The sequence below is a fragment of the Rhodococcus koreensis genome (assembly GCF_017068375.1).
GTDB lineage: Bacteria > Actinomycetota > Actinomycetes > Mycobacteriales > Mycobacteriaceae > Rhodococcus_F > Rhodococcus_F koreensis.
Window position 1 is genome coordinate 57,873 of sequence record NZ_CP070611.1, and the last position, 24,729, is coordinate 82,601.

Annotated in this window: 21 protein-coding genes and 2 pseudogenes; 8 read left to right on the forward strand and 15 right to left on the reverse strand. The window is 63.7% G+C overall.

Annotated elements, in window-relative coordinates:
• Nucleotides 1-150 precede the first annotated feature (150 nt).
• Both JWS14_RS46865 and JWS14_RS46870 read left to right on the forward strand, forming a co-directional pair.
• On the forward strand, nucleotides 151-2,145 hold the full coding sequence (locus tag JWS14_RS46865; RefSeq protein ID WP_206017036.1) for a cutinase family protein: 1,995 nt from the start codon (nucleotides 151-153) through the stop codon (nucleotides 2,143-2,145).
• A gap of 528 nt (nucleotides 2,146-2,673) precedes the next feature.
• Entirely contained in the window at nucleotides 2,674-3,015 is a 342-nt protein-coding gene (locus tag JWS14_RS46870) for a hypothetical protein (protein ID WP_241031876.1), read from the forward strand.
• A gap of 82 nt (nucleotides 3,016-3,097) precedes the next feature.
• On the opposite strand, the pseudogene JWS14_RS46875 reads toward JWS14_RS46870, so the two are convergent.
• The 3 genes and pseudogenes from JWS14_RS46875 to JWS14_RS46885 all read right to left on the reverse strand — a co-directional run bounded on the left by JWS14_RS46875 (nucleotide 3,098) and on the right by JWS14_RS46885 (nucleotide 5,058).
• A pseudogene (locus tag JWS14_RS46875) lies at nucleotides 3,098-4,040 on the reverse strand (phospholipase D-like domain-containing protein).
• A 484-nt stretch (nucleotides 4,041-4,524) separates the two neighbouring features.
• A pseudogene (locus JWS14_RS46880) lies at nucleotides 4,525-4,911 on the reverse strand (helicase associated domain-containing protein); the annotation flags it as partial.
• Nucleotides 4,912-4,917: 6 nt separating this feature from the next.
• Nucleotides 4,918-5,058 (reverse strand): hypothetical protein, encoded by a 141-nt coding sequence (locus tag JWS14_RS46885; RefSeq protein ID WP_206017342.1) that lies wholly within the window; start codon nucleotides 5,056-5,058, stop codon nucleotides 4,918-4,920.
• A 416-nt stretch (nucleotides 5,059-5,474) separates the two neighbouring features.
• On the opposite strand from JWS14_RS46885, the gene JWS14_RS46890 reads away from it, so the two are divergent.
• Entirely contained in the window at nucleotides 5,475-5,984 is a 510-nt protein-coding gene (locus JWS14_RS46890; RefSeq protein WP_206017039.1) for a hypothetical protein, read from the forward strand.
• A 301-nt stretch (nucleotides 5,985-6,285) separates the two neighbouring features.
• On the opposite strand, the gene JWS14_RS46895 is transcribed toward JWS14_RS46890, so the two are convergent.
• Nucleotides 6,286-6,747: a recombinase family protein gene (locus JWS14_RS46895; protein WP_241031877.1), complete on the reverse strand. Its 462-nt coding sequence runs from the start codon at nucleotides 6,745-6,747 to the stop codon at nucleotides 6,286-6,288.
• A gap of 207 nt (nucleotides 6,748-6,954) precedes the next feature.
• Nucleotides 6,955-8,814 carry a hypothetical protein gene (locus JWS14_RS46900; RefSeq protein WP_206017040.1) on the reverse strand — a complete coding sequence of 620 codons (1,860 nt, stop codon included), beginning with the start codon at nucleotides 8,812-8,814 and terminating at the stop codon, nucleotides 6,955-6,957.
• Between the two features lie 223 nt (nucleotides 8,815-9,037).
• Between JWS14_RS46900 and JWS14_RS46905 the strand changes: the two genes are divergently transcribed.
• A complete protein-coding gene (locus JWS14_RS46905; RefSeq protein WP_206017041.1) occupies nucleotides 9,038-9,652 on the forward strand; it encodes a hypothetical protein in 615 nt (204 codons plus the stop codon).
• Between the two features lie 117 nt (nucleotides 9,653-9,769).
• Here JWS14_RS46905 and JWS14_RS46910 read toward each other — a convergent pair whose 3' ends face one another.
• On the reverse strand, nucleotides 9,770-10,249 hold the full coding sequence (locus JWS14_RS46910) for a hypothetical protein (RefSeq protein ID WP_206017042.1): 480 nt from the start codon (nucleotides 10,247-10,249) through the stop codon (nucleotides 9,770-9,772).
• A gap of 420 nt (nucleotides 10,250-10,669) precedes the next feature.
• Here JWS14_RS46910 and JWS14_RS46915 point away from each other — a divergent pair, with 420 nt between their 5' ends.
• Together JWS14_RS46915 and JWS14_RS46920 are read left to right on the forward strand one after the other, a co-directional pair.
• Nucleotides 10,670-11,026, forward strand: a complete 357-nt coding sequence (locus tag JWS14_RS46915) for a hypothetical protein (protein ID WP_206017043.1) — start codon at nucleotides 10,670-10,672, stop codon at nucleotides 11,024-11,026.
• Between the two features lie 208 nt (nucleotides 11,027-11,234).
• Nucleotides 11,235-11,468: a hypothetical protein gene (locus JWS14_RS46920; RefSeq protein WP_241031878.1), complete on the forward strand. Its 234-nt coding sequence runs from the start codon at nucleotides 11,235-11,237 to the stop codon at nucleotides 11,466-11,468.
• 1,050 nt (nucleotides 11,469-12,518) lie between these two features.
• Here JWS14_RS46920 and JWS14_RS46925 read toward each other — a convergent pair.
• The 4 genes from JWS14_RS46925 to JWS14_RS46940 all read right to left on the reverse strand — a co-directional run bounded on the left by JWS14_RS46925 (nucleotide 12,519) and on the right by JWS14_RS46940 (nucleotide 15,235).
• Complete coding sequence (locus JWS14_RS46925; protein WP_206017044.1) at nucleotides 12,519-13,019, reverse strand: MTB12 C-terminal domain-containing protein; 501 nt, start codon at nucleotides 13,017-13,019, stop codon at nucleotides 12,519-12,521.
• A gap of 257 nt (nucleotides 13,020-13,276) precedes the next feature.
• Nucleotides 13,277-13,663, reverse strand: coding sequence for a hypothetical protein (locus JWS14_RS46930; RefSeq protein WP_206017045.1), 387 nt, complete (start codon nucleotides 13,661-13,663; stop codon nucleotides 13,277-13,279).
• A gap of 172 nt (nucleotides 13,664-13,835) precedes the next feature.
• A complete protein-coding gene (locus JWS14_RS46935; RefSeq protein WP_206017046.1) occupies nucleotides 13,836-14,201 on the reverse strand; it encodes a hypothetical protein in 366 nt (121 codons plus the stop codon).
• Nucleotides 14,202-14,419: 218 nt separating this feature from the next.
• Complete coding sequence (locus tag JWS14_RS46940; protein ID WP_206017047.1) at nucleotides 14,420-15,235, reverse strand: hypothetical protein; 816 nt, start codon at nucleotides 15,233-15,235, stop codon at nucleotides 14,420-14,422.
• Nucleotides 15,236-15,326: 91 nt separating this feature from the next.
• On the opposite strand from JWS14_RS46940, the gene JWS14_RS46945 reads away from it, so the two are divergent.
• Entirely contained in the window at nucleotides 15,327-16,091 is a 765-nt protein-coding gene (locus JWS14_RS46945; protein WP_241031879.1) for a DUF6226 family protein, read from the forward strand.
• A 329-nt stretch (nucleotides 16,092-16,420) separates the two neighbouring features.
• Here JWS14_RS46945 and JWS14_RS46950 read toward each other — a convergent pair whose 3' ends face one another.
• From JWS14_RS46950 to JWS14_RS46965, 4 genes are read right to left on the reverse strand one after another with little or no spacing between them, the layout of a single operon-like run.
• A complete protein-coding gene (locus JWS14_RS46950) occupies nucleotides 16,421-18,397 on the reverse strand; it encodes an acetoacetate--CoA ligase (RefSeq protein ID WP_206017048.1) in 1,977 nt (658 codons plus the stop codon).
• Complete coding sequence (locus JWS14_RS46955) at nucleotides 18,387-19,310, reverse strand: VOC family protein (protein WP_206017049.1); 924 nt, start codon at nucleotides 19,308-19,310, stop codon at nucleotides 18,387-18,389. Before JWS14_RS46955 ends, JWS14_RS46950 begins: the two co-directional genes overlap by 11 nt.
• Nucleotides 19,311-19,328: 18 nt before the next feature.
• Nucleotides 19,329-20,189, reverse strand: a complete 861-nt coding sequence (locus JWS14_RS46960) for a fumarylacetoacetate hydrolase family protein (protein WP_206017050.1) — start codon at nucleotides 20,187-20,189, stop codon at nucleotides 19,329-19,331.
• A complete protein-coding gene (locus JWS14_RS46965; protein ID WP_206017051.1) occupies nucleotides 20,186-21,985 on the reverse strand; it encodes an FAD-dependent monooxygenase in 1,800 nt (599 codons plus the stop codon). The genes JWS14_RS46960 and JWS14_RS46965 overlap by 4 nt, the downstream gene beginning before the upstream one ends.
• 151 nt (nucleotides 21,986-22,136) lie before the next feature.
• Between JWS14_RS46965 and JWS14_RS46970 the strand changes: the two genes are divergently transcribed.
• Complete coding sequence (locus JWS14_RS46970; RefSeq protein ID WP_241031880.1) at nucleotides 22,137-22,820, forward strand: GntR family transcriptional regulator; 684 nt, start codon at nucleotides 22,137-22,139, stop codon at nucleotides 22,818-22,820.
• Between the two features lie 522 nt (nucleotides 22,821-23,342).
• Here JWS14_RS46970 and JWS14_RS46975 read toward each other — a convergent pair.
• Entirely contained in the window at nucleotides 23,343-24,695 is a 1,353-nt protein-coding gene (locus JWS14_RS46975; RefSeq protein WP_206017053.1) for an MFS transporter, read from the reverse strand.
• Nucleotides 24,696-24,729 lie beyond the last annotated feature (34 nt).

Genomic DNA, 24,729 nt, shown 5'->3' on the forward strand with positions numbered 1-24,729 from the left:
GTTCCATCGCACGTGAAAACACCGACTCCGGCCCATCCTCGCCGGTCAACGCCCTAAAAAGGAGCGAGGGCACCCCGACACCCCGTTGAGGGGAAACACCGAAATGGGTGAAGGTAGGCAGCAGTGTCCCTTCCGGTAATCGAGGTGCCAATGCCCGCCAGAGGTTCGAGAACCCGTCGCACGGTCGCACTGATCGCCACTGCGACCGTCGTCGTCGGCGTCGCTCTTACCGCACCCGCGATCGCCAACGCCGCCCCGACCACCTGCGCGTCGACATTCAACCTGCTCATCCCCGGCACATGGGAAACCAACGAGAACGCCGACCCGAACCAGCCCGTAGGCATGCTCGCCCCCGTCGCGGAGGCAATCGAGGCACAGAACGGTGCCCGCGCACAGACATACACGCTGCCATACATGGCGTCCGCGTTCGACAACGGCCACACCTACGCCGACAGCAAGACCGACGCGGTCAGCAAGGCCGCCGCCGTGCTGAGCAACTACGCCGACAAATGCCGGGGCGCGAAGATCACGATCACCGGCTACTCCCAGGGGGCAGACGCTGCAGGCGATCTCGCGTCGGCGATCGGAAACGATCAAGGGCCGGTCGATGCGGACCAGGTCCTCGGTGTGGCACTGATCGCCGATCCCGGTGCCGGCACGAAGGGCGCCGCACCGGTCGGGCCGAAGACCTCCGGGGAGGGGATCGCCGGTCCCCGGTCGCAGGGCATGGGCACACTGTCGGGACGGGTCGCCTCGATCTGCGATCCGAACGACCTGTACTGCTCGATCCGCAAGGGCGCCAACCCGTTCCTCGGATCGCTCGGGTCGATCCTGTCGAAAACCCCCGGCAACACCGGCGCCGGTGCCGGTGGAGGTAACGCGGCGGTCGCCCACGCGCTGACCTCGGATTTCACCGACGCCGACCTGCCCGGTCTCGGATCGAATGTCGACGCGCTCGGAAGGCAACTGTCCGCCAGCGACACCGGCGGCTCGATCGATGTGAACCAGATCGCCGACTCCGCGACCTCACTGAGTAAGACGCTCAGCCCACTGGTCGACCTGCTGCAGTCCGGGGCCGCGAACACCGCCGCCACCGCGCGGCTGGCCGCAGCTCCAGTGGGCACACCGGAAAACGCGGCCGCACAAGTCCTCACCACAGCCAGCCACGCGAACCTGTCCGGTGCCCTCGACTCGGCGGCCACGATCGCGAACACCGCAGCCAAACTCGCCAATAATGGCGCCACCACACTGCCTGCCACCGCACCCGAAATCTCTCAACTCGCGGGCACCGCCGCATCACTTGGTAGCCAGATCGCACCCGTCGCCGCCACCCCGGCAGAGGCCCTCTCCTCCGCGTCGAGCGTGCTGTCGGTCCTCAAACCGAAAGTCGTCGTCGACCAGGCCCTGAACGTCGTCACCGGCGTCACTGCCCTCGATATACCAGCGATCCTGCACAACCTGATCGTGCTTCCGCAAAGAATTGCCGCCGGCGATGTCCGCGCCGCCCGCGATACCGCCCGAGAGCTGAACGTGCAGTTCGAGCCGCTGGTGAAGATGGTCGCCGGTGTCGACTTGAAGTGGGTCTCCCAGATCCTCGCGATCATCCCGGACCCGTCCGGTTACACCCAGATCGCGGCGTTGGTCACCAGCATCCTCGGCAACGTCGACGTGATCAAGCTGGCCAACATCGCCGGCCAGGCGCAGGAAATTGCGTGGGCCGCCGCGGACAGGCTCTTTCCCCCGCCCGGGGTGCTACCCGACCCGGTCGGTGCTGCGGCGCAGACGGCAGCGTTGCTCCCACTCGGCCTCGACCTCGCCTCGGTGGCCGCGAACATGGTCACCGGCAAAGTCAGCAAGGCCGACCCCGCGCTGCTCGGCAAGCAGACCAATCCTGTGGGCAACGCGATCACCGCGCAGGCGCAGACCCTCGACCTCGCAGGACTCGCGGGGTCGGTGTCGACGATGGCGCGCTCGCAGGGGGCCGAGGATCTCGCCGCGGTCGTCGGCGAGGGCCTGAGCGCGGCCAGCTTCTTCGCCTCCGGGGCACACCAGAGCTACCAGAACCTGGTCGTCGACAACGCCGGCCGCAACGCCATTCAGTGGGTTTCGGATTGGCTGAACCTGCAGATCACCCGCGCCGCCTGACAATCCAAGCGCGTCCCGGTAGGAAAACCTTCCGGGCTTCATCTTCTCACGGCCGACGTCATCCGAACTTCACCTTCGACCACGGAACCGACACCTGGCAAGTCAGAGCGGTGGCTGTGCCGAGGGACGACTGGCCCGGGTAAAGAAACGACGCAGTTCAGGTCATCGCCCCGGCGTTGACATTCGGACCGAGAACCTATATCTCCCAGTCGAATAGGAGCACAGAAAAGTGGCCCCTCGAACGCACCGTCCGGCATCCTGCTGGGTGACCTGTCCGCACTGCGGCGGCAAACGCACCTACTTTACCCGCAGGGCCGCCCGCGCGGCCCGCATCCACCACGAAAAACGCCACGGCCTGGCGATCTACCCCTGCCCCCACCGACACCATGCCGGTCACGTCGGTTTCCACGTCGGGCACCGCCCAGAGAGGTTGGGCCGCGGCCACATCGACCGGGATACCCTCGCCGACAATCAGCGGACCCCGTTCTTCGAAGGACCGTCCGCCGACGGGGGTGCGCGGTGACATTGATGAACGCCACAGGATCACCCACTACCCCGATCCCACTCGATGCCGGTGACCGGATCCGCTTCGGTCTCGAACCCCGCCGCCCCTACACCGTCCGCGCAATCTCGGAGCACTTCGTCATCTGCACCCGCCACCGCGACTTCGCCACCCAAGGTGAGTTCGTCTACACGGTCATCGACTGGCGGGGCGGAATCCGCGGCCCTGTCAACGTCATCGCGCAGAGCGTGGACGTGAGCACCGACGAGCAATGCCGCAACCTCCTCGCCGACCTCGAAGCCGGCCGGTGGGAAATCAGCCACCGCAACCGCGTCCCCCTCGACATCCTCGACCGAGACCAGTCATGACAGCGCACATGCCCGAGAGCCCTCTCGCGCTGCTGCTGCTCTTCCGATGCGTCGCGGGGGACTGTGGTGCGCTCACCGATTCTCAGAGGTCCCACAACGCCAGCAGGGCGTCCGGAGGCTGGGGAAGCGGACAAAGCGATCGGTCCGCAGCCGTGACCCGGGATGCCCGAGGTCGGTGAGCGCCGTCTCGGCATCGGTGAGGGGAAGAGGGGACAGATCGGCGCGAATACGGAGGGAGAACAGCACCGCTCCACCGGACCGCGGAATCTTCATGCGGTCGGACACCACTACAGCGGGCGGGTAAAACCACTGGTCGTCGGCAGAGACGAAGACGATCACGTCGCCGCGCTTCACGCCGCGGGTTTGTCGAGGCGAAGCGATTCGAGCTGGTACTTCGCCACCGCCCCAGCCGTCGTCCGCTGCCGCGCCCGGTGCTCGGCAAGCCCCTGGTGTTCCGTCGGGGAGGGTTCGTAGTCGACGGCATGCTTGACGAACATCCGGGTGACCGGGAAAGGCAAAAACTCCGTGTCCGGGTCGTGGATTCTGCCGCTGACACCGGGGATCGGCACCACCCGGCCGATCTCCCACTCCCGGGCGGCGTTTGCCGATGAACACCTCGTCGACCTCGGTGATCTCGTCGATGCCGTCGATGAACTTCCGCACCGAGACAACAACCTCGGGGTCGTCGGTGATGACCACAGCGTCGTCGGCGAAGGCGGAGTTCTCGGACGCGTTCGCCGACCCGATCACCGCTCGGCTGGATCACCTTCGCGTGCAGGGCCGGGGAGGACAGGACCCGAACACCCTTGTTCACGTAGTACGCGAGGGCGGTAGGGGAGGGGAGGTGGCATGCGCCCGGACCGCGGCCTTGGAGACGTTGACGACCAGCACGTCCCCGGCGCGCAGCGGAAGCAGGGCGGGTGCGTCCTGCCCGAGGTAGCCGATCGCCGCAGAGCATGCCCCCGTGTGCGGATGGCGCGGGTGATGTGGGGCCACGGACTCGGCCCGTGGAAGGTGGTCCCCATACCGACAGACGGTAACGGGCCAGGCGTCCCGGAGCGCGGGAGTTGGACCGGATTCGAGGACACGAGATCTGGTGACCCTGGGCACGGCAGCACAGGCAACGGAGGCACGGTGCAGCCGCCGCCGTGCCTCCGTTAGGGATTGAACGTGCGGCCGCTTCGCGGTCGTCGCTAGCTCGCATAACTAGCGTAGCTAGCGCTCCCCGGTGTGCCTGTATGCGGATGAGGGCATAGCCGGCCACAGCGAGCGCTGGGAGGAGGTCGGTGGTGAAGGACGTGGTCCTCCCGACACGGTGCTTGTCTTTTCGCCTCAGCGAGGGGCGTGCCTGAGGTGAAGCTGACGTTCGAGGCAGCCGTCACCGACGAGGAGTACTCTCCAGGGAAGGTCTGATGGCCCTGCATGTTTCGTCCGAACTACGGTCCACATGTGAGTTCGCCACCACTGTCGACCGGAGAGCGGTCCGAGCTGGCAGGGCGGTAGGGGTGGCTATCCGACGGGTTGTGCTGCTGTTCGTGGCCCCCAGGGGCGTGGGCCGGGGGAGACGCACAGGGCGGCGAGTGGACGCCGTTCGTCGCCGGGCAGGGTGTTGGCTCGCCACTTCTTCACCGCCCGGTAGAGCCACTGGCCGACTTGTTCACCGTCGGCGGTGACGTAGTTCGCGGGAACGAGTGCGTCACCGTGCTCTTCGCGGTAGACGGCAATCTCGGAGAGCATTCGTCGCCGCTTGCAGTCGGCGAATGATACGGCGGGAAGGGGACGATCGTCGTCGCTCCACACGAATCCGATCGCATCGAGTTGGGCAATGCGGTGGGGCGGCAAGGTGCCGAGCATGCGGGCTATCCGCTGCCGGTCCTGCCAGCGCCCCAGTCGGAACCTCAGTTATCTGGTCTGGAGTCGGTGGGTGAGGGCGGTGTGGCGGCGGCCCGCGTCCGGGGTGCGGACCGCCGCGGCCAGGGCTTTGCGGGAGCCGACCAGGACGACGAGTTTCTTGGCGCGGGTGACGCCGGTGTGGCCGGACAACTCTGTCGTCCGGGAAAGCCGCGCCGGACCGATAGCGGAATCGATGTTTGGTGCGTGGCCACCGGGTCCCCGAACGGAAAGTGTGAGTGAGTGAGTGAGTGCATGCATTAATTCAGTGCAGGGGTCGTTGCACAGCCGAGTTGGTGTGTCTGCAACGTCTTCGGATAGCCCAACGCAACGCCTACAACTGAGAACCGAGCAGCGTGTAACGCTTCAACAGGTGCGCAACTCGTTGCACTTGCCGTTGCGTGGAGGACGCTGGGGTCCGCCTTGTTGCAGTCACTTCGGGACGGTTGTTGCACGGGTTGTTTCGCGCCCGGGGCGGCGGACGGCGACCGAGGATGCTGCCGCAACCACGTTGAGGCAGCAAGCTCGTGCACGCGCCATTGTCACCGCCTCGCAGTATGGTCGGAATCGTGCGCATACCTCTCTCCGACGCCGTAGATCGCTTCAAGCGCGAGCCGGGCACTGCGACCAACGCCTACGGCTGGTACCGGCGATCTGCGAGCAGCTGCGGTACCGTCTGGTTCGGCGATGACCGCATCGCCGCGGTCAAGCACGGGCAGCGGTGGACGGTCGATGAGGCCGATCTGGAGGGTGCGCTGATCAACCACCGTGAGCAACTCGCCCACGTAGACCGGATGACAGCTGACTACGACTCGCGGATCCTCCATCCAGACAACACCGTGCCGATCGTCGGCGGCGGGTACTGGGTGAAGGGCGACTTCCACTTCCTCTGGGACGATATGGCCCGCGCCCTCCAGCGAAGTAATGGCTGTTGGCTTTGCAATACGTGCTGGACCTCCGCTGCGACCGAGCGCAACCGCGAGGAGTGCCACCGCTGCCAAGACTGGAGCTCGTGTGGCAAAGACTGCACCCTCAGCCGGATCTACTGCTCCACCTGCGAGACGTCCGAGACGATGTAGCGCCTGTCGCTTGGCCAGCAGGACGGACCGAGAGCTGGATAGTCGCGGGGCCACGGCGAATGCGTGAGTGAATTAATGCATGCATGCATTCATTGCGGAAGACGGTGCTGCCGCGACACCGCTCCGCGCTGACTTGCCGCCTTGTTCCAGCTGATGACGTCGCTCAGTGGTCTGCCGGGAGGGTGGGATTCCCTCGGGCGGCCTTCTCGCGGGCGAGGTACTTATACAGGCCTGGCTGGCTGAGATTGAAACGCTTCGTCAGCTCTGCAACGGAATGCCCCGCGTTGTGCAGGTCGTAGAGTTACGACTGTTGTGCAGGGTTGAGGAGTGGTTTACGGCCGGCGAAACCGCCCGCAGCCTTACGGCGGCCATTGCCCTCCATCGTGCGCAGACGAATCAGGCCGGACTCGAACTCGGCGAAGGTAGTCGACAACATCGCGAACACCGTTCGCCCAATAGGATCCCGCGGGTCGTGGACCGCGCCGTCGAACATCAACAGCACATCGCGGGCCTGGAGATCGCTGGCGATCGCGCTGAGATCGGCAACCGAGCGGGCCAGTCGATCCAACGAGGTGACCACCAGGGTGTCACGAGCGGACAACGCCGACAATGCCGCGGTTAACGCTGGTCGGGGCCTGTCCGTGCCCGTCAGTCCGTGATCCACATGAATGGAGTCGCCGTCCACGCCTAACACTCGCAGCTGATCGCGCTGGCCTTGTTCGTCGTCGCCGGACGACGAACAACGTGCATACCCGATCAACATACCCACATCCTATTCTACGAACAGCCCTCTTTAATTAGAGTCGCTCTGTGGGTAGCGGGCCAGGCGCCGACCTCGGCGCTGTTACCGCACCGCAATCGCCCCAATGAGTTGGCCCCCTCGCGCGGAACATGTGCACAGTGCTGCTCGTCGGTATGGGTCGCACTCATTCGATTGCTGGCCTTGCTCACATGTCGCTGGTATAGGAACCTACGAGCTATCTCTTTCACCAGCATCGACGAGGGAGATCTCGATCTCGCGCTTGGTCGAGTATCCGAATTTTCGGGCACGAACAGGTCTGAACCGTGGACGAAGGGAGACCACAACGAAGGCGGCAATGAATGCCGATATTGCAAGTAGGTAGATCCAGAGCACAACTGATCCGCGGCCGCCGAATAGTTCGTCGATCTTAGTGACGGCCTTCACCGGCCATTCGCCCTGCCTTGAGAATGTCTCGATAGAATCTGTGATCCGGGGAAGTAGAAACAGTAGCACTGCGAGAAATCCGGATATTGAGATCGCGATCGACCGACGGGATTGAGTGCGTGAATATCGAGTGGAGACCATGCTTTCAAGCACCTTTACTCTATCCATTAGTCGGTCGTAGAGGTCCTCGGCACCTTGTTTTGTAGTCAAAGCGTCTATGACTGCAGGGGCGTCTGGACCGACTAAGAGATTGCGTTGATACTCCTGGAGTCCGACGGCGAGTATGTTTTGTGCCCTGAAAAGCTTCTTATCGCGAACCACGGCCGCGGAGGTAATAAGGTCTATCTGTTCGAGCTGCCGCACTTGTAGGATCGCGGACTCAAGTGGAACGATTTGATGAAGGTCCTTCGTTAGATCCGGGGAATTCGCAGACCACCCGACATAAATGGCGCTGCCCGGCGCTATCCAGATCTCCGTTTGAGATAGTTTCAGATGGTTCTCGAGAAGCTCATCCTCAGCCTTGTCGGTCAATGCCGTTGTAGCCTTCGCTCTCGTCGCAAGCCGTGCAAAATCAGACCTGTGCACTTCTTTGCACTCGGGTCCTGTGCATCGACAGGTTGGCGCGCCAAGTGACAACGTTGTGTAACACTGCCACTCGCTCTGATTCTCTCTTCCTGAAATGTTCTCTATAGCGCCCAGGTATGCAAGAAAGGCCCCGGTGAGCGATAGGGTTTCATCAACCGCCGCAGCGTCTTCCTGTGTAATAGTCACCCAATTTGGATCTCGGTTTGGGTCGGTTGGGTTTCGTTTCACGAGGGACCGTATTCCGTGACTGTTGGCATACGCAGACATGACGCTTCGCGATATCTTCATGTGCACCAACTTGCGAGAAGAGCCGCCAAGAACAGACAGCATTTGAGCGAAGTCCATATCTTCGCCGGCATCGGTGGAGAAGGTGAGAATGCAGATGCCGGACCGATGTAGCATGAGCGACACCTGGCTGGCGGTCTTTCCCGCGATGGAGTCGGCGAATAGAACTCGGTCCATTTCCAAACGAACATAGGGTTCGGAATTAAAGTATCGGGGATAATGTTCTTTCTGCTCGATGCGAACCCGAAGTGCCCCGTCGATATGGTAGGACATTAGGGTGTCATGAAGCTTCTCCTCAGACTCTTTGACCATCTTCCTCGTATCATCGAGTCGGTCGTCCCGAGAGATCTCCAAGTCTTTCGAGGGGCGTAAATACGCCTTCATCGCCTCCTTGAGGACGACGTAGCCGATCGATAAGGAAAGCCCCTTCGAGATGCGAATCATTTCCTTAAAACGCGGTGTTTCCGAATACATCTCGGTCAGAAACTGATCGAACGTCTCCGCATGCTGGTGTGCCTTTTCCGCCTCGATTACCCTCTTGCCGACCCTGAGTTTGGTCGTCGCTGGTGATGCAGCGACGGTGGCCAAATTCTTTGTTAGTAGACGATCCGCAATCGCGAATATGTCTAAACCGGGGCCGAGATCAAAGCTGTAGGAGTAATACGATCCGCGACCCGTCATCCTGAGCTCATGGGGCGTCTCGGCGGGATCGGACACTGGCGATTTCTTCGGTCTTACCCATCCGTTGCCGCCAACCAGGGTCTTCAGTTTCATGTAGTGATCTTGACATCGACCAGGACGTCAGCCTGGCGCGCGTGCCCGGAGATGCCCCGATCAGAAATCGGAGGCGTCTTCACCTGAGGGGGGAGTTCCTCATCCCACGAGGAGCATTCAATCCTGACCGTCTCAGATTCGACCGTTATCGGGAGCCGCCTCATGAGACACCACAAGGAGAGCGCCGCCGATTCAGATCGTCGTGTCTCCGGATAGATAGGGTGTGCCGGTGATTGTCGCTGTCGAAGGGCCCAGTGCCGCCGGAAAAACAACCTGGTGCCGCGCAACCGGTGGTCAGTTCGTCGCCGAATACATCCCGACAGGGCAGGAACCAGACGGGTCCGATTTGGCGGAGCAGGCGACGTACTGGGCGCAGGTCAATGCGCAGCGGTGGACACAGGCGCTGACTTTGGAGGACGCCACCGGTGTGGCGGTGTGTGACAGTGACCCGCTGAAATTGCATTACAGCTGGTGCCTGGTCGCAGTGGGTGCCGAACCGGTCACGCGGTTCGAGCACGAACTGGCCGCTGTCCGGCAGATGTTCGCCCAGCGTCGTCTCGGATTCGCCGATGCGGTCCTGTTGTCGATACCCGATCCGCAGCAACTGGTGGCGCAACGCAATGGCGACAGCACTCGCCGGCGCGGTCATTTCGATCTGCATGCCCGACTCTCCGATCCGCTGGCCGAGTGGTACGCGGTCCTGGATCGACTCGACCCGGGCCGCGTAGTCGCCGGCTTCCCGTCTGAGCTCGACATAGCGTCGCTCGCCCGACCGCGGCCCGACCGCCACGACATCGAGTTGCTTGAGGGTTTGGTCGCCGAGCTGCCCGCACTGTGACGCACTAACACCCTCTAAGCCCTTTCAATCGATCGCGGTTCTGCGAGGGGGGAGTTCACCGATAGACGATCGCTGAGCGGGCCTCGTTCGCGAAGCGACTCGAGGCCTGTATCGATCTCAATCATTGACCGTGTCAGCCGACCGCAATATCGACTGGTCCCCTGGCACAGGCATGGCTTCGATCGATTGAAGCGCCACGAGCTGCTCCACGCAGCTGCGGGATGCTCCCACGTACGTTGTCATCAGGTCGACGTCTGAACCAACACACCATGCGGCATCGCTGGGCCACCACAGATTCGGCCTCGACAGAGCGATCGAAGGACCGATCGAAGAAGCGATACGGCCAATCGGTCCAGTGAACACATGAAACGGCCGCTTCCCGACCTTCGTCGGCCGTGAAGTGACGCCGCAGAAAGACTCGACCATGTTGTCGAGCGCTGTAAAGGCGAAGAAACAGACATCGGGAGTCGTGCTGTGCCCGGCCAGCACCGTCGCCACTTCTAAGGCTTCATTGACTTTCAATTCCCCGGGCCAGGGGGGATCTGCCCAAGTTCGCGACGACTCACTGACGCCCCGAACGATGGAATCCCACTCCATCGCGGGATGGGACACGGCACCGCTCAGGGCCGCGATCTCGTTCCAGCGGAGGGGCCGTTCACCCGAGCCGTCAGGCGCGTACGCGGTCCACGCGGGGTGGAAGATCCGGCAATACGACTCGAACCCAGTCGGGACTATCGAGCTCACAGTATGGGCCCGGAACGGAGCCAGACGTTGTTCTATCCACCTCGACTCCGCCTCGGCGGAGTCCGCCAACTCAGATGCGTCCCATTGGGAACCCGGCCCTGGTTCATTCGCGTCGGCCACAGGAACAACGGTAGTCACGTCCGACGATGGTGAGCCGATAAACGAACCTGCACCGGGACGCGATCGGCGCCTAGCGCGCACTCGCAGGGGTCAGCGCTCGTCCCGAGAGCGGATCGGCGAACGGAATCTGAGAAGCATGGATATGGTTCGGGTGTGCCCGAGATTGCTAGACGGCGTCGCACCCAACCACCACCGCCTCGCTTTGTCTTCGAAGCCCTCACCAACCCTGAGCGTGACCCCGTTCGTCCGTGGCTGATCCTGCACAACGACGAACAACGTCCCACGATCGCCGAAGCGGTGGAACCGAACCTCGTCGTCTGGACGTCAATCTGGCCGTGGCGACCGGATGCACGGATCCGCTTCGACATCACGGGCCCACCACGCGGCAGCGCTACTCTGTGCTGGACATTGATCGTCGATGAACCAGTCCCGGACAGGGAAACGACCGTCCGCATGCGCAAGCGAGTGAATGAACTCATCAACGCGAATCTGCGCTTCACGTTCGGTTAGTAGTCGCCCGATCGAGGATGCCCAATCGGTGACCGGTGGATCAACGCCTCCCACGTCTAGGCGCAATTCCCTCGTCCAAATGACGCGAGTTGCTCATACGATCGAGGCAGGGTACGGGAGGAATCATGAATCAGAACCAACCATTCGTGCTGGAGCTAGCGATGCGCGTCGCGCAGTTACATCGCGCTGGTGAGAGCAGCAAGGCGCTGTGGCTGCGGAAGCAACGCCAGGCAATGACGATCAGCTCAAACAGGCACTCGCTGTGCTCTACGGTCTGCCCGACCAGTCACCCGAAGGGATGGAGGACTGGGTGCGCAAGCAGTACCTCTCGGACGGAAAGAAGAACGGCTATCTCGTAGATGCCGATGACACAGCACCTTTTTGGCTCCTCACAGCGAAGGCCCACACCCACTACGGCGACCTGAAGCAGCAAGCGAGCTGACCTCCAAGGAATCGAGAGCGCACAACGTGCCGGAAGCGGATCGTCGAGCGGACACCGAAGCTGGGGCGCTCTCCTACTCAGAGTTCCAGATGGGAAGCGGACCGCACCTGTTCTGCGAGCCTCTCGTACTCGGATTCCGTAATGGCAGATAGTCCAGGTACAACCCGATCACGCTCGAGGCAGAAGCCAACTGCATAGCTGATCGGTTCATGTTCAAGACCGACCCAGTCCACTCGGATGTGCTGTCGAGTGGGATCGGCAATCCTCCCGGGATGCCCGCTACACAACGTCCGGGGACGTGTGTGTTCCTCGTAGATTTCCCGCGCCTCAGGCCCGGTGTAGATCACCGTTTGCCCCTTACGAAGGTCAACTTCGGCTAACGGGGGACGGTCACTCATATGCTTATTGTCCACCGTGAGGAACACCAGTGGGTGGTCCGGCCGAGAACGCGTCGGCGGACAGGTGGTTCCCGCAAGCGGAACCTGCACCGGGACGAGATCGACGCCCAGCGCGCACCGGAAGGGTCAGGCGCTCGTCCCGAAAGCGGATCGCTGATCGGTTCTCTCAACTGCTGCCAGGGGGTTCTGGGCGGAAGTACTCCTCAGGCGTAACCCCGGGCGGAATCCCGTGAGCCTTGTGGTCAGGGTCGTCGTCGAGGGTGATCGTCAATGACGTGCTGAACGCACCGGTGCTAGGACTCTGGGGGCGGCGATACGGTTCGTCGCCGACGTACCATGCGTCGCTAGCGACGAAGTCGTAGCCGTCCTGAACTCCCTCCCCAGGTAGGCGTTCCCACTCGAAGAACACTTGACGACCAGGATCCAAGCCCATGCGAGTCTTCGTAGAGGGCGTCGTCGCGTGTATCCAGCAACCACCGGGCGTCTCGGGTGAGTCGATGACGCCCCAGCCCTCGTCGAGGTTCCAGCTACGAACGGTTCCGATCGTCGGAGACATAAGTCGATACTGCATCATCGCCACGAACGTTCACTTGCCAATTTTCTACTCGGCCGGCCGGTGACGGAGTGATCCCGGTGATGGATCCGTTTGCGGTTAGACGCACCCGGGATCGGGTTTAACGGTGCGCCCGCTTTCCCAGATTGTCGTCTCCATGGCCTCTACTTGTGCGCATAGGTACTCTCTGTCGACTCGCCACTCGCCGTCTGACTCGAGGACGAATGGAACCTTCGCTGGTTCGGTCTCGATGTCTTCTCCATCCGGAAAGTCATACCGAATGATTCGGGTGACGGTAAGTCTGTTCGGTCCGTCCTGGGCCACTTCGATGACGTTATTTGTGACGGTGAGGCTTGGCGGGGTGCCCCTTGGATCCATCTTCTGCGGAGCTGGGCCGATACCGGAGACGTCACGCGCTCTGACGTCCGCCGAAAGGTGGGGATTCTCCACAGAGTCCAACTTGGCCACGAGGCTGGTAGCCGTCGGTAGTTGCAGCGACACGCTGGGTGGTGGCCGGCTAATCACTGTGTAGATTCCGACCGACGCGACAGCAATGAGGGCTAGCGCGCCAAGACCAGCTGCAATTGTTCTGCCTGTCATTGGCCACACCACTTTCGCCGGGGTCGCCTCCCCCTTGCTGGCACAAACCAGGCACTCAAGTTTCCGTAGGGCGGGGCCTCAATGTACTGATCGCTCGGCCACCTCTGCGCATTAACACCAAGGCCGGATTTGATGGACGAACGCCTAGGGCACCGGATAACGATCCGCATACGGAACAGGTCACCGTTGGCCTGGTGGCGTCTGCCACCATGACCAGATGTACGAGTGCCCGGCACGGGACACTCGCCTGCGGGTTCCTATCCTGCTGTGTCCCAGAAGACCCGGGGATGACCGTCGGCATCCGTGCCTACGAGGTTGGCGGGGTGGATCCCGCCGGACGTGATGAATTCGGTCAGCAGATGCTCCATCCCGGGTGGAGCGTTGACCTCACCATGTGAGTACAGCGCGATCACAATGCCAGCCTTCGAGGCGGGCACGTGCTCGATGCCGTAGACGGCATTAGGCGCGAACTCGATGTGGATCTCCAGAGAGTTCTCGTCGAGCCGACCGATCCCGGTGACCCTGAAGCGATAGAGCTCCGGTTCGCTCGCTGCCTCGTTTTCAGAGACACCAAACGCAGTCCACAATCTGTTTTTCCACAGCATGAAGAGCCGATCGAGCTCGGTACGATCGGGAACACTCATCGTCGTGACTCTCCCGGTAGTGACGTCGTCGGGCAAGAGAAAGAGGATCCTTTGCCCGAACCTGCTTCGGACGAAGTGGCGTCTCAGCGCGTGCCGGCGGCAGTCGACCGTCGTTCCGCAAGCGGATCGGCAACCGGTTGTACTCCGATAGGCGTTCGGTTCCGGCGTTCGCTTATTGGTCTGGGCAACCCACAACGGTGACGGCGCGGATGAACTCGTTTTCGGCGCCCTCCAGTCTCTTAAACTTGTCGCGGACGTACTCCTGTGCTGCAACTGGACCATCGGAAGCCGCCAATCGACAGACCTCCCCGGCCGCATCATTGAGATCGACGTCGGAGACTAACTCCCATCGGGGGTCCTGCAACTGTTCTCTGATTCGATAGGGAATCGCGGATGCGAGCGAGTCACGAACCGTTTTTTGGTCTGGCGCGGATGCAGTGACCAGCGTCGACTCAACGCTGATCTCCTCCTGTGAGTCTCCAGAGCCGCATCCACTGCTCATCATCGCAATGCTCGCCAATCCCGCGTACGCCGTCATTCGCGCGACGCGCCTCATTGAATGTCCTCTACCACCCATTGGCATAGCGTGTCAGAACTGCACCAGCGCACATCGGTCAATCGGACCGGAACGGTTTCCTCCATTCCTCGGAAGCGGGCGGGGCGATGCCGACCCCCAGCGGAGACTGGTTGAGTGGCGAGGCCAGACCGCCAGCGGACGATGCTCTGACAAGGGATCGTCGTCCGGTCGGCGAACCCTTACGTTCCAGCAGCGGGAGGAGTGGGCTCGACCCTCATGTGGGTTGAGGGACGAAGCCAGGCGGTGCTCGGAACGGCCCACTCGGCGACACCGATGTACGGGCCGGAGTGGCAGTGTGTGTATCCGGTGGTGTCACCTCCGGTGTAGGGAACCTGCGATATCAGCGGCTCGGCGCAGAGCAGTCCACTGAGCGATACGTGGACCGCGTCCCAATGCTGGGCGATCGACGGCCAATCGGGAAACAGGGTCCCGGCGTGCTCGCGGGGATGCGCCTTCAGCAGCGCCTCCCAGGCGAGAGCTGAATCGACTCGCGCGATCCGCGCATTCGCGGGGTCGAAATGAATGTCGTAGCGCAGAGGACTCCGTTCGGCGTCGTGTTCGCCGTGGAGCAGCCAGGCATCGCTTCCACAATCGAACTTCGTCGCCGTCCACAAGGCACCATCAGGTAAAGCGCTGGGCTGGTTACGGTTTGCGACACTGAATGCGCGCCACTCGGTGAGGTTGCCGTGATGACTCTGTGGGGAGAGCAGCGTTTCCCGGCTGGGCGAGGAGAGTGCGGTCGCGACAGCCTCGCTCATTTCCACGACCTCGGGATCTGAGGTGTCAAGGCCGATGACGTCCTGGAAGTCGCCGCCGTACAAATACATGTGGAGGACCATCGCGACGCGTCCGGAGTAGTCCTCGGTGTCGATCGAGTCGGCGTATTGCTGCGCGGAGGAGAACTCCGGGTGCAGTGCGCGCCACTCTCCCCACCAATCGATCAACATGCGGCCGGGGAACGTGTCCAGGAGGTTGACCGCAAGATCAGACGTCATGGCCATAGTGTCGCAGCGCTCGCCGTCAGCGGACGCCCATCGGAGCCGAATGACGATTCGCTGACCGGTCAAGGATCACGTACCAGGACACATGCGAATCCAGATTCGTGAGCGGGCGACGGGTAACGTCCCTGTGGTGGTGACAGATCCGGCGCGATCGTGGTGGGAAGGTTACAACGACAATATTCTCCGTGCGCGCGAAACCGCTTGGGGAGAGAACGAGCCGTTGCTCTCGCGAGAAATGTGCGAACTGCTCGACGACGTCGATGCGGCATTCGCGGTCACCGGCCCGTATCAGGGTGGCCCCAAGCCGGACGAGGAAGCGTACGAGCGTTGCACCAACCCCGAGAAGTTCCTGATCGTGGTGGCCAGAGCGCGAGCGTGGACAAAGGTGCTCCTCGACCGCGGCTGGGCGCGAGAAGCATCGCGTGTGGACTGGGCGCTTCGCCCCATGGAACCCGGCGGAACCGACACAGTCCTCGAGCCGGCCGGCGACGGCGCGGTTCCACTGGTGTTGACGGCCCACCCACCGGTGGATAGCGACCATCCCTTCAACGTCACGATTGCCGCTGGCAACCCGGCAGTGAGGTTGGCATCGCTTCCCGACTGTGCATGCGATGGGTGCGATAGCGGGTCCGCTGACCTGCTCAAGGACCTGGACATGTGGGTGCTATCTGTCGTCGACGGCTCCCTCGAAGTGGACGCCACAGCCGACTGCTCCGCGGTGCGCACATCCTTCAAAGCCGGGGGCGGCACGGTCCAGAATCTCGACGAACCTACGACGTTTACGGCCGCACCGTGGCCCGCTAACTGGGGTCACGCCCACTGGTGCCCAACATCGAGACGCAGGGCGTAGGACCGCGATCAGTCATCGGAAACGTCGCTCGTGCGGCCCTGCATAGATTGCTGCGCAAACCCGAACCTAAGAACAGAGCGCAAATCTACCGCTCCAGATGAGGGAGCCCGTGCGTTCGACCTCAGGCCGCGCCGACGGACAGATAGTTCCACAGCGGATAGGTGACCGCTCACCGATGGCCGACCGGTTACTGGGCAAGCTCGACACCTCGGCATTCCGCACGCCGGAACCGGACATCTCGGCGAAACCAGGGAGCGCCGGTGAGGGTCGGTGCCGACGTCCGCTGGGGTACTGCGGACAGGCCAGGCCCCGCCGCGGCCTGGCTCAGGTCACCCCGGCGTACTGGTGGTCTGCGGACGGAAAGTGCGGAATTTGGTGAGCGCGTCGGGGTTATCGATGGCCTGGGGGTTGACCACTGATGCCGGGTCGGCTCCCTGCAGAATTCTTTTGACGGGCACCTCGAGTTTCTTGCCGGTGCGGGTGTGGGGGAGGGCGTCGACGATGATGACGTCGTCGGGTACGTGCCGGGGGCTGACGCCGCCGCGGATGGTGTCCCGGATGGTCTTGGTGAAGGTGTCGGTGTCCGGCACCGGGCGGCTGGGAACGACGAACAGGGGCATCCAGTACCCGCCGTCGTCGAGCTCGACGCCGACGATCAGAGAATCGCGTACCTCGTTGAGTTGCTCGACCACTTCGTAGATTTCGCCGCTACCGATGCGCACACCCTGCCGGTTCATCGTCGCGTCGGAGCGTCCGTGCACGATCACCCCGCCCCGGTCGGTGACGGTGATCCAGTCGCCGTGGCGCCAGATGCCGGGGTACCGGTCGAAGTAGGCGTCGGTGTACTTGGTGAAGTCCGGGTCGTCCCAGAAGAAGAGCGGCATCGACGGCATCGGGCGGGTGACGACCATTTCGCCGGTCTCGTTCACGATCGGAGAGCCGTGTGTGTCCCATGCCTCGAGTGCGACCCCGAGCAGGGGGCCTTGGATCTGGTCTGCAAACACCGGTTCGGTGGGGATGCCGCCGGCGAATGCGGAGCAGATGTCGGTTCCGCCGCTGGCCGAGGCGAGCCACACCTCGGGCAGCATCTGCGACACCCACTGCGCGGTGCTCGGCGGCAAGGGCGACCCGGTGCTCCCGATCGCGCGCAGCCGCAGTCCGGGGGCGACGTCGAGAGGATGGGCGGCGAGCGTCTGGGCCGCGATCAGGCTGGCGGCGCTAGTGCCGAGGAAGTCGAGTTCGAGCTTGTCGGTGATGCGCCACAGTTGGGCGGGGTCCGGCCAGGCGGGGCTGCCGTCGAAGGTGACGATAGTCGCCCCGCACAGCAGACCCGAGACCTGCACGTTCCACACCATCCAACTGGGGGTGGCCAACCACAGGAATGTCGACCCGGGTTTCAGGTCGGCGTGCAGCCCGAGGAACTTCGCGTGCTCGAGGATGATGCCACCGTGGCCGTGGACGATACCCTTGGGTCGGCCGGTGGTGCCGGAGGAGAACAGCACCCACAATGGATGATCGAATTCCACCCTGGTGTATTCGGGTTCACGGCCGGTCGCGGTGACCTCGTCGAAACGGGGACCGGCGGAGTCTGCGTCGAGGGAGCCGAGGTTGTCGATCCACAACACCGTTTCGACCGAGTCGAGGGCTGCGGCCAGTGCGGTCGCCTGCGCGCGGCGGTCGTGCTTCTTGCCTCCGTAGTGGTAGCCGTCGGCGGCGATGAGAATCTTCGGTTCGAGCTGAGCGAACCGGTCGCGGGCACCGTCTGCGGAATACTCCTGCGCGCACGAGGCCCACACCGCTCCCACGGCTGCGCAGGCGAGCATGGAGACCACCGCGGCCGCGACGTTCGGAATGTAGGCGACGATCCGGTCCCCTGGCTCGATGCCCTGGCTGCGGAACCAGTGGGCGAGAGCTCCGACCCGTAGGCGCAGTTCGTCCCACGTGAGGGTGTCGAGGGCGCCGGTCTCATCCAGGGACTCGACGGCGATACCCGGCCCGGAGGTGCGCAGAGCATTGGCGGCGTAATTTGTTCTCGCACCGACGAACCAGTTCGTGTGGGGCATGCCGGTGCCCTCGTCGACGATGCGATCGCGGTCGTCGACGTCGAGGTCGAAAAAGTCGCGGAGCGAGCTCCAGAATCCGGCGAGATCGGTGGTGGACCACTGCCACAGCTGCCGGTAGTCGTCGAACGTGCGCCCCCGCTCGGCAGCGAGGTAGTCGGTGTACGCCGTCAACCGTGACTGGGCGACGAATTCGGCGGAGGGCACCCAGAGGGCGCCCTCCACCGGTGACGAATCAACTCGCATTGTGCGATCCGGTCATGTGTGCGGCGAGGTCCTCGGGCATGACGAACGACGGCGGTGGCGGCGGTCCCCAGTTGAACAGGCTGTGCGCGGCGTCCCACACCCCGGGTTCCCACAAGGCGTCGTCGACGATGCAGTCGATGTCGGAGTAGTACTCGGAGAAGTTGCCGGCCGGATCCTTGAGGTACCAGAAGAAGTTCGACCCGATGTGGTGGCGGCCCAGGCCCCACACGTGCCGGGCGGGATCCTGTTCGAGCATTGCCATCGCGCCGCGGCCGATCTCGTCGATGTCGTCGACCTGCCAGGAGGTGTGGTGCAGGAAATTCACCGGTGCCTGCTGCACGAGGACGTTGTGGTGGTCGGTCGAGCACCGCATGAAGGCGGCCAGGGACGGGACCACGTCACTGACTTTGAGGCCGATGCCCTCGGTGAAGAACTTCTGGGTCGCGGCCTGGTCGGTCGACCCGATCACCACGTGCCCGAGCTTGTGCGGACGCACCCGCTCGTCCCGCAGGATGCCCGGCGCCCTCCCGGTACCGCGGTCGATGCGGCCCGGACCGTTATAGGGCGTGGCCGGGACGGGCTCCTGGGCCAGGTGCGGCATGACCTGCACGACGGCCTTGAACCCCGCGATCGGTTCGAGCGCCTCGACCCGGCCCTCGGTCACCGAGGCCGCCAGGTCCAGCCGCTCGATCTGCCGGGCGATCCGGTCGATGTCGTCCTGGTCCTGCGCGCCGATGGTGATCTCGACGACTTGCCGCCGAGCCGCGTGCACCACCCGCAACTGCTCGCCTCCGTCCGTGGTCGCGAACCGGTTCGCTCCGAGCGGTGTGAGTCCGAAATCCTCGTAGTAGGCCGCGGTTTCGGCGACGTTGGGGACGCCGATGGTCACGGATCCGAGTCGGTGAAGTGCCATGATGTGCTCCTGTTACGACTAGTGGCCGGCCGGGTACGGGGTTCCGGTGCGGCAGGTGGAGGTGATGGTGCCGATGCCCTCGACCCAGGTTTCGAGGATGTCGCCGTCGCGCAGGAACACCGGGGGTTTGCGGGCCCCACCGACCCCGGACGGGGTACCGGTGAAGATCAGGTCCCCGGGTAGCAGCGGCAGGATCGCCGAGAGCCTCGACACGATGGCCGGTACCGAGAAGATCAGATCGTCGGTGCGTCCGTCCTGCATGACCTGTCCGTTGATCGAGCAGCCGATCCCGAGATCGTCGCGGTGCTCGAGTTCGTCGGGGGTCACGATCCACGGGCCGGTCGGTGCGAATCCGGGGAAGGATTTTCCCAGGCTGAACTGTGGGGCCGGACCGATCAGCTGGCGGATACGTTCGGAGATGTCCTGGCCGACGGTCAGCCCGGCGATGTGATCCCACGCCTGGGACTCGGAGACGCGGTGGCTGTAGCGTCCGACCACCACCACCAGCTCGGCTTCGTAGTCGACGGTCTCGGTGGGGAGCTCGAGCACGGTGTCCGGGCCGGTGACCGAGCTGGGGAACTTGGTGAACACGGCGGGCTCGGTGGGGTTGTCCAGCCCGCTCTCGCGGGCGTGCTCGGCGTAGTTGAGTCCGACGGCGAACACCTGACGCGGCTGCGGTGACGGTGCCGAGAGCTTGCTGCGGTCGAGGAGGAAACCGTCGGTCAACTCGACGGTCTGCGCCCACGCAGTGAACTCGTCCCACACGGTGTAGATCCGGTCCGGTTCGTCGGCGAACTTGCCGTTGCTGGCGTCGGCGACGTGCACGGCGCGGGTGCCGTCGGTGACGACGGCCCGGCCGTCGTAGTTGGCGAATTTCACTGCTGTGCTCCCAGGTCGGTGGTGGACAGGATGCGGTCGAAGGCGTCGGTCAGGACGGCCTGTGGGTCGGCGACGGCACCGGCGGAGCGGAACCCGACGAACCGGTCCGGGCGCACCAGAACCGCTCCGTCGCGGGTGATTTGGCGCTTGCGCAACCACGCGAAGCGCACGTCGGCAAGGTCGGCGTCGTCGGCGCCGACGGTGACCGCCTCGAGGGCGATCCCGGCGCTTTCGGCAATCTTGGCGGCCGCCTCGACCCACGCCTGCCCGTCTTCGCCGGCGATGAGTACGAACTTGCCGCCGTGCGTCAGGTTCTGCAGCGGGAAGATCTCACCGCGGCGGGTGACGAAGGCATGCGGCAGGGGGTGACCGGGCTTGGTGCTCGACTCGTACAGTCGCACCGCGTCGATCGGTTCGATGGCGGGGGTGCCGTCGTCGACGACCGCCGCCGAGTCGTAGGTGAAGCCGAACTCGAGGCCGTGGTGGTGGAACTCGCGGGACTGCGCGGCGAGGGCGTTATTCACGAGGTCACGACGCTCGGAGTACTCGGGGTGCGAGGGGTCCCAAATGACCTCGAGGGACTTCCAGTTCTGCGCCGGGGTCTTCTCCAGGGACACCCCGAGAGCGGCATCGAGCCGGAACCGGTCCTGGGTGCAGTTGACCGAATTGGCGATATTGCGCAGGATCACGGGCTTGCGTTCGGCCTCGTAAGTGTCGAGCAGTCCGTCGCCGGCCTGCCCGGCGAGTACTTGGGCGAGTTTCCAGCACAGGTTGTGGGCGTCGTGGATGGCGGAGTTCAGGCCCAGCCCGCTGGTGGGTGGGTGTTTGTGGGCGGCGTCGCCGACGACGAAGACGCGGTCGGCGCGGAACCGGTCGGCGACGATGCCTTCCATGGTCCACACCGACACGGCATGAATCTCGGCGTCGAGGTCGGGCATGCCGAGCATCGTCTTCATGTGCGCGACGACCTTCTCTCGGTCGCCGGTGTCCGGGTCGCCGTGGGGGTAGCCGATGTGGAACACCCATTCCTCGGACTTGGTGCCCCAGTGGTCCGGGCCCATCGGGCACAGGACGCCGCCGGTAAAGGTGCCGCCGAAATCGGGGTTGGTCAGCCAGCGCAGCAGCACCGAGTCGTCGTCGAGCACATCGGACAGGTCTGCGCTCATGTGCACCGAGACCATGTCGAGGATGTTGCGTTCCCCCTCGAGGGTGATGCCGACCAGTTTGCCGACCGTGCGGCCCCCGTCGGCGGCGATGACGTACTGCGAGTGGACCTGGTACTCCTCGCCGGTCGCCCTGTCCCGGATGGTGCTGCGGACCCCGGTCTCGGTTTGTTCGAGTGCAATCACTTCGTGGTTGAACCGGATCCCGCCGGGGTTGAGCTTGTCGGCGTGGGCCTTGAGGATCGGCTCGAGCCGGATCTGCGGCAGGTTGGTCGTCGGGCACGGGCTGGCGTCGACATACTCCGGGTCGCGGTTGCCCGCCCCCCAGATCTCGAGCTTGCCGATCTCGCGGCCCGCGTTGGGATTCTGACCCTGTACGCCAGCGTAGAAGCCGGTCGCTACCAGGTTCTCCTGCGGGGTGCCGCGTTGGTAGATCTCGTCGGCGACGCCGACCTCGGTGAAGATCTCCATCGTGCGCTGACCGAGCACGTGAGCCTTGGGAAGGATCGACGTGCTCGGCAGGGCGCTGACCAGCAGTGATTCGACACCGTAGGTGGACAGGATCATCGACGCGGACAGGCCCGCGCCGCCGCCGCCGACGATCAGAACCGGGACAGTGGAGGTAGTGGTCATAACGGGTTCAACCTCTCGAACGCGGCGGTGCGCCGCTGGGGTGAGTGATATGCACCACAAGTTGTACGCGAGAAGTTTCAGCAAAGCAACAAAATTTCGCAATTCATATAAAAAGACGTCATTTGGTGCTGGACGCGGTAGCATCCGAGGCGTGCCGACAACGACCGTCAAGCAGACCCGGACCGAGGTGGTCTTCGATGCCATCCGGGACGAAGTGCTCTCCGTCCGCATCCCGCCGGGAACGAAGATGAAACTCGCCGACTACAGCCAGCGGTTCGACGTGAGTCTGGCCGTGGTGCGTGAGGCCATGGGTCGGCTCGCCGAACAGGGTCTGCTGCAGGCCAATCCGCAGCGCGGCTTCAGCACGTTGCCGCTGTCGGTCGGCGATCTGTTCGAACTCACCCGTGCCCGCATCGTCATCGAAACTGCCACCCTGCGCGAATCCATCACCAACGGAGACCTGGCGTGGGAAGGATCCGTCGTCGCGGCGCACCACCAACTGGCCGCGACCGCGATGTACGACGAGAGCGGAACCATCAACCGGGACTTCGCCCTGGTACACCGCGACTTCCATGTGGCGCTGCTCGCCGGGGCCGCCAACTCCCACCTCGAGTCGATCGCCACCTCGCTGCGCGACCGATCCGAGCTGTATCAATACTGGTCCCGCTACCTCGGTGACGGACCCAACCGGGACGTCGCGTGCGAGCACCGTCAACTCGCCGAACTCACCGTCGCCCGCAAGGTCGATGAAGCGGCCGACGCCCTGGCCCGGCACATCCAACGCACCACCGACTCCCTCGTCGAGTACGCACGCAGCCACGAGTCCGGCGCATAGGACAACCGTGACCCGCCGTCTTGGTAGCCGAACGCGGACCGGTACCGCATTCTCACCGGTGACGCCCGACTGGCCCTTTGCGCCTTGGTCACTTCTTCGGCACCATCGCCGAGCGGGTCCGGGGCCTCGTTCGGCGACGAACTGGCCGATTGACCTTCGCGACCCATGAGGCCAGCCACTCACCCGGGGTCCAGCTTCTGGTCTACCTCCGCCGATTTCCCACAGATTTCGGCTGTGCCAGAATAGCTTTCGGCTCAGCAGTGACCGTCACAATCCTTCGCCGACGCCGCACTAGCAGTACCGGCCGGGTAAATACGAACGGCACCAGCGGAACGCTGGTGCCGTTCGTGCACGGTGCCGCTCTCTCTTTATGTTCAGCCGCGAAGGGATGCTTTAGGCCAGGCACCGAATGGAATGTTGTGGTCGCGCTGGCATTCTTCGGCAGTTGGTAGAGCAGCGATGACAGCCGGCGCTCGTTCGGTTGCGATGGGCGTCGGGTAGCTCACTGTCGATCGCTTCTGGTTATCCCCGGGGTGCGGCGAGCCGTTGCTCGGCAGCGTCTGCTCTGACCGACGCAAGGCTCTGACGGGACCGCTCCGGAAGCGTGAGTGCGGCCCACGCACTGGCCGCAGCGGTGAGCACCAGGAACAGCCCGACCGGCCAGGTGCTGGTTGCCCCGCCCGCCGCGGCCAGTAGTGAGGTTGCGATCAGCGGAGAAAAGCCGGACCCGACCGTCTGTGCGAGCTGGTAACTGGTGGACACGCCGGTATAGCGCAGCTCCGTCGTGAACAATTCGGTAAGCATGACAGGTGCGACGCCGGTGACTGAGGGCATGACCAATCCGAGGTAGAGCGAGATGGTGGTCACCAGGATGGCGGGGCTTCCGAGATTGACGAGATGGAAGATCGGGAAAGCCAGGACCGCGGTGGCGAGGATTCCGCCGATGACGACCGGGCGCCGTCCGATTCGATCGGACAGAGTGGCGTAGATCGGTGTCATGAAGATGCTGAGGAGCGTGCCGAGCAAAGCTGCTGCGAGCGCTGTGGACCGGGAGTAACCGATCGTCGGGGCGTAGGAAATGATGAAGATTCCGAAGATGCCCATGCCGCAGTAGGGGCCGATCTGGAACACGATGGACTTGAACAAGATGGCGGGATTGGAGCGCACCAGCGCCAGAATCGGGGTCCCCTTCGCCGGGGTACTGATTGCTGCGCGGTTGTCGAGAAAGACCGGACTCTCCTGGATCCGTGCCCGGAAGTACATCCCCAGGGCCAGGAGCGCAAAACTGAAGAGAAATGGCACCCGCCAGCCCCAGCTCAGCATCTGATCTTCTGGCAGCGAGGCCACCCACAGCATGGCGCCGGTGGCGATCACTGAGCCGGTCGGAGCACCCATCGCGGCGGAGCTGCTTGCGAGTCCACGCTTGCTGGTGTTTGCATGCTCGGAGACCATGAGGACGGCGCCGCCGTACTCGCCGCCGACCGCGAAACCCTGGATGAGGCGTAAAAAGACCAGCAGAAGCGGTGCAGCAGCCCCGATTTGGCCGTAGGTGGGGAGAAGTCCGATGAGTCCACTGGTCAGACCCATCACGACCATGGTCACGAGCATGACGTTCTTGCGACCGACTCGATCGCCGAAGTGTCCGAAGACCATGGCGCCGATGAACCGGGCCGCGTAGCCGGCCGCCAGCGTGGACAGCGCGACGATCGTACCGATCACCGGACTCAGATTCGTGAAGAAGACCTTGTTGAACACGAGCGCAGCAGCGGTGCCGTAGAGCAAGAAGTCGTAGTACTCGATGGTGGTGCCGAGATAGCTCGACAGCGCCACGCGGCGCACATCGGCACGGGAGCGAACCGGGTTGTCGGTACTCATGGCCGTCCTTCCGGGGAGGGCGAGGGAGAGTTCG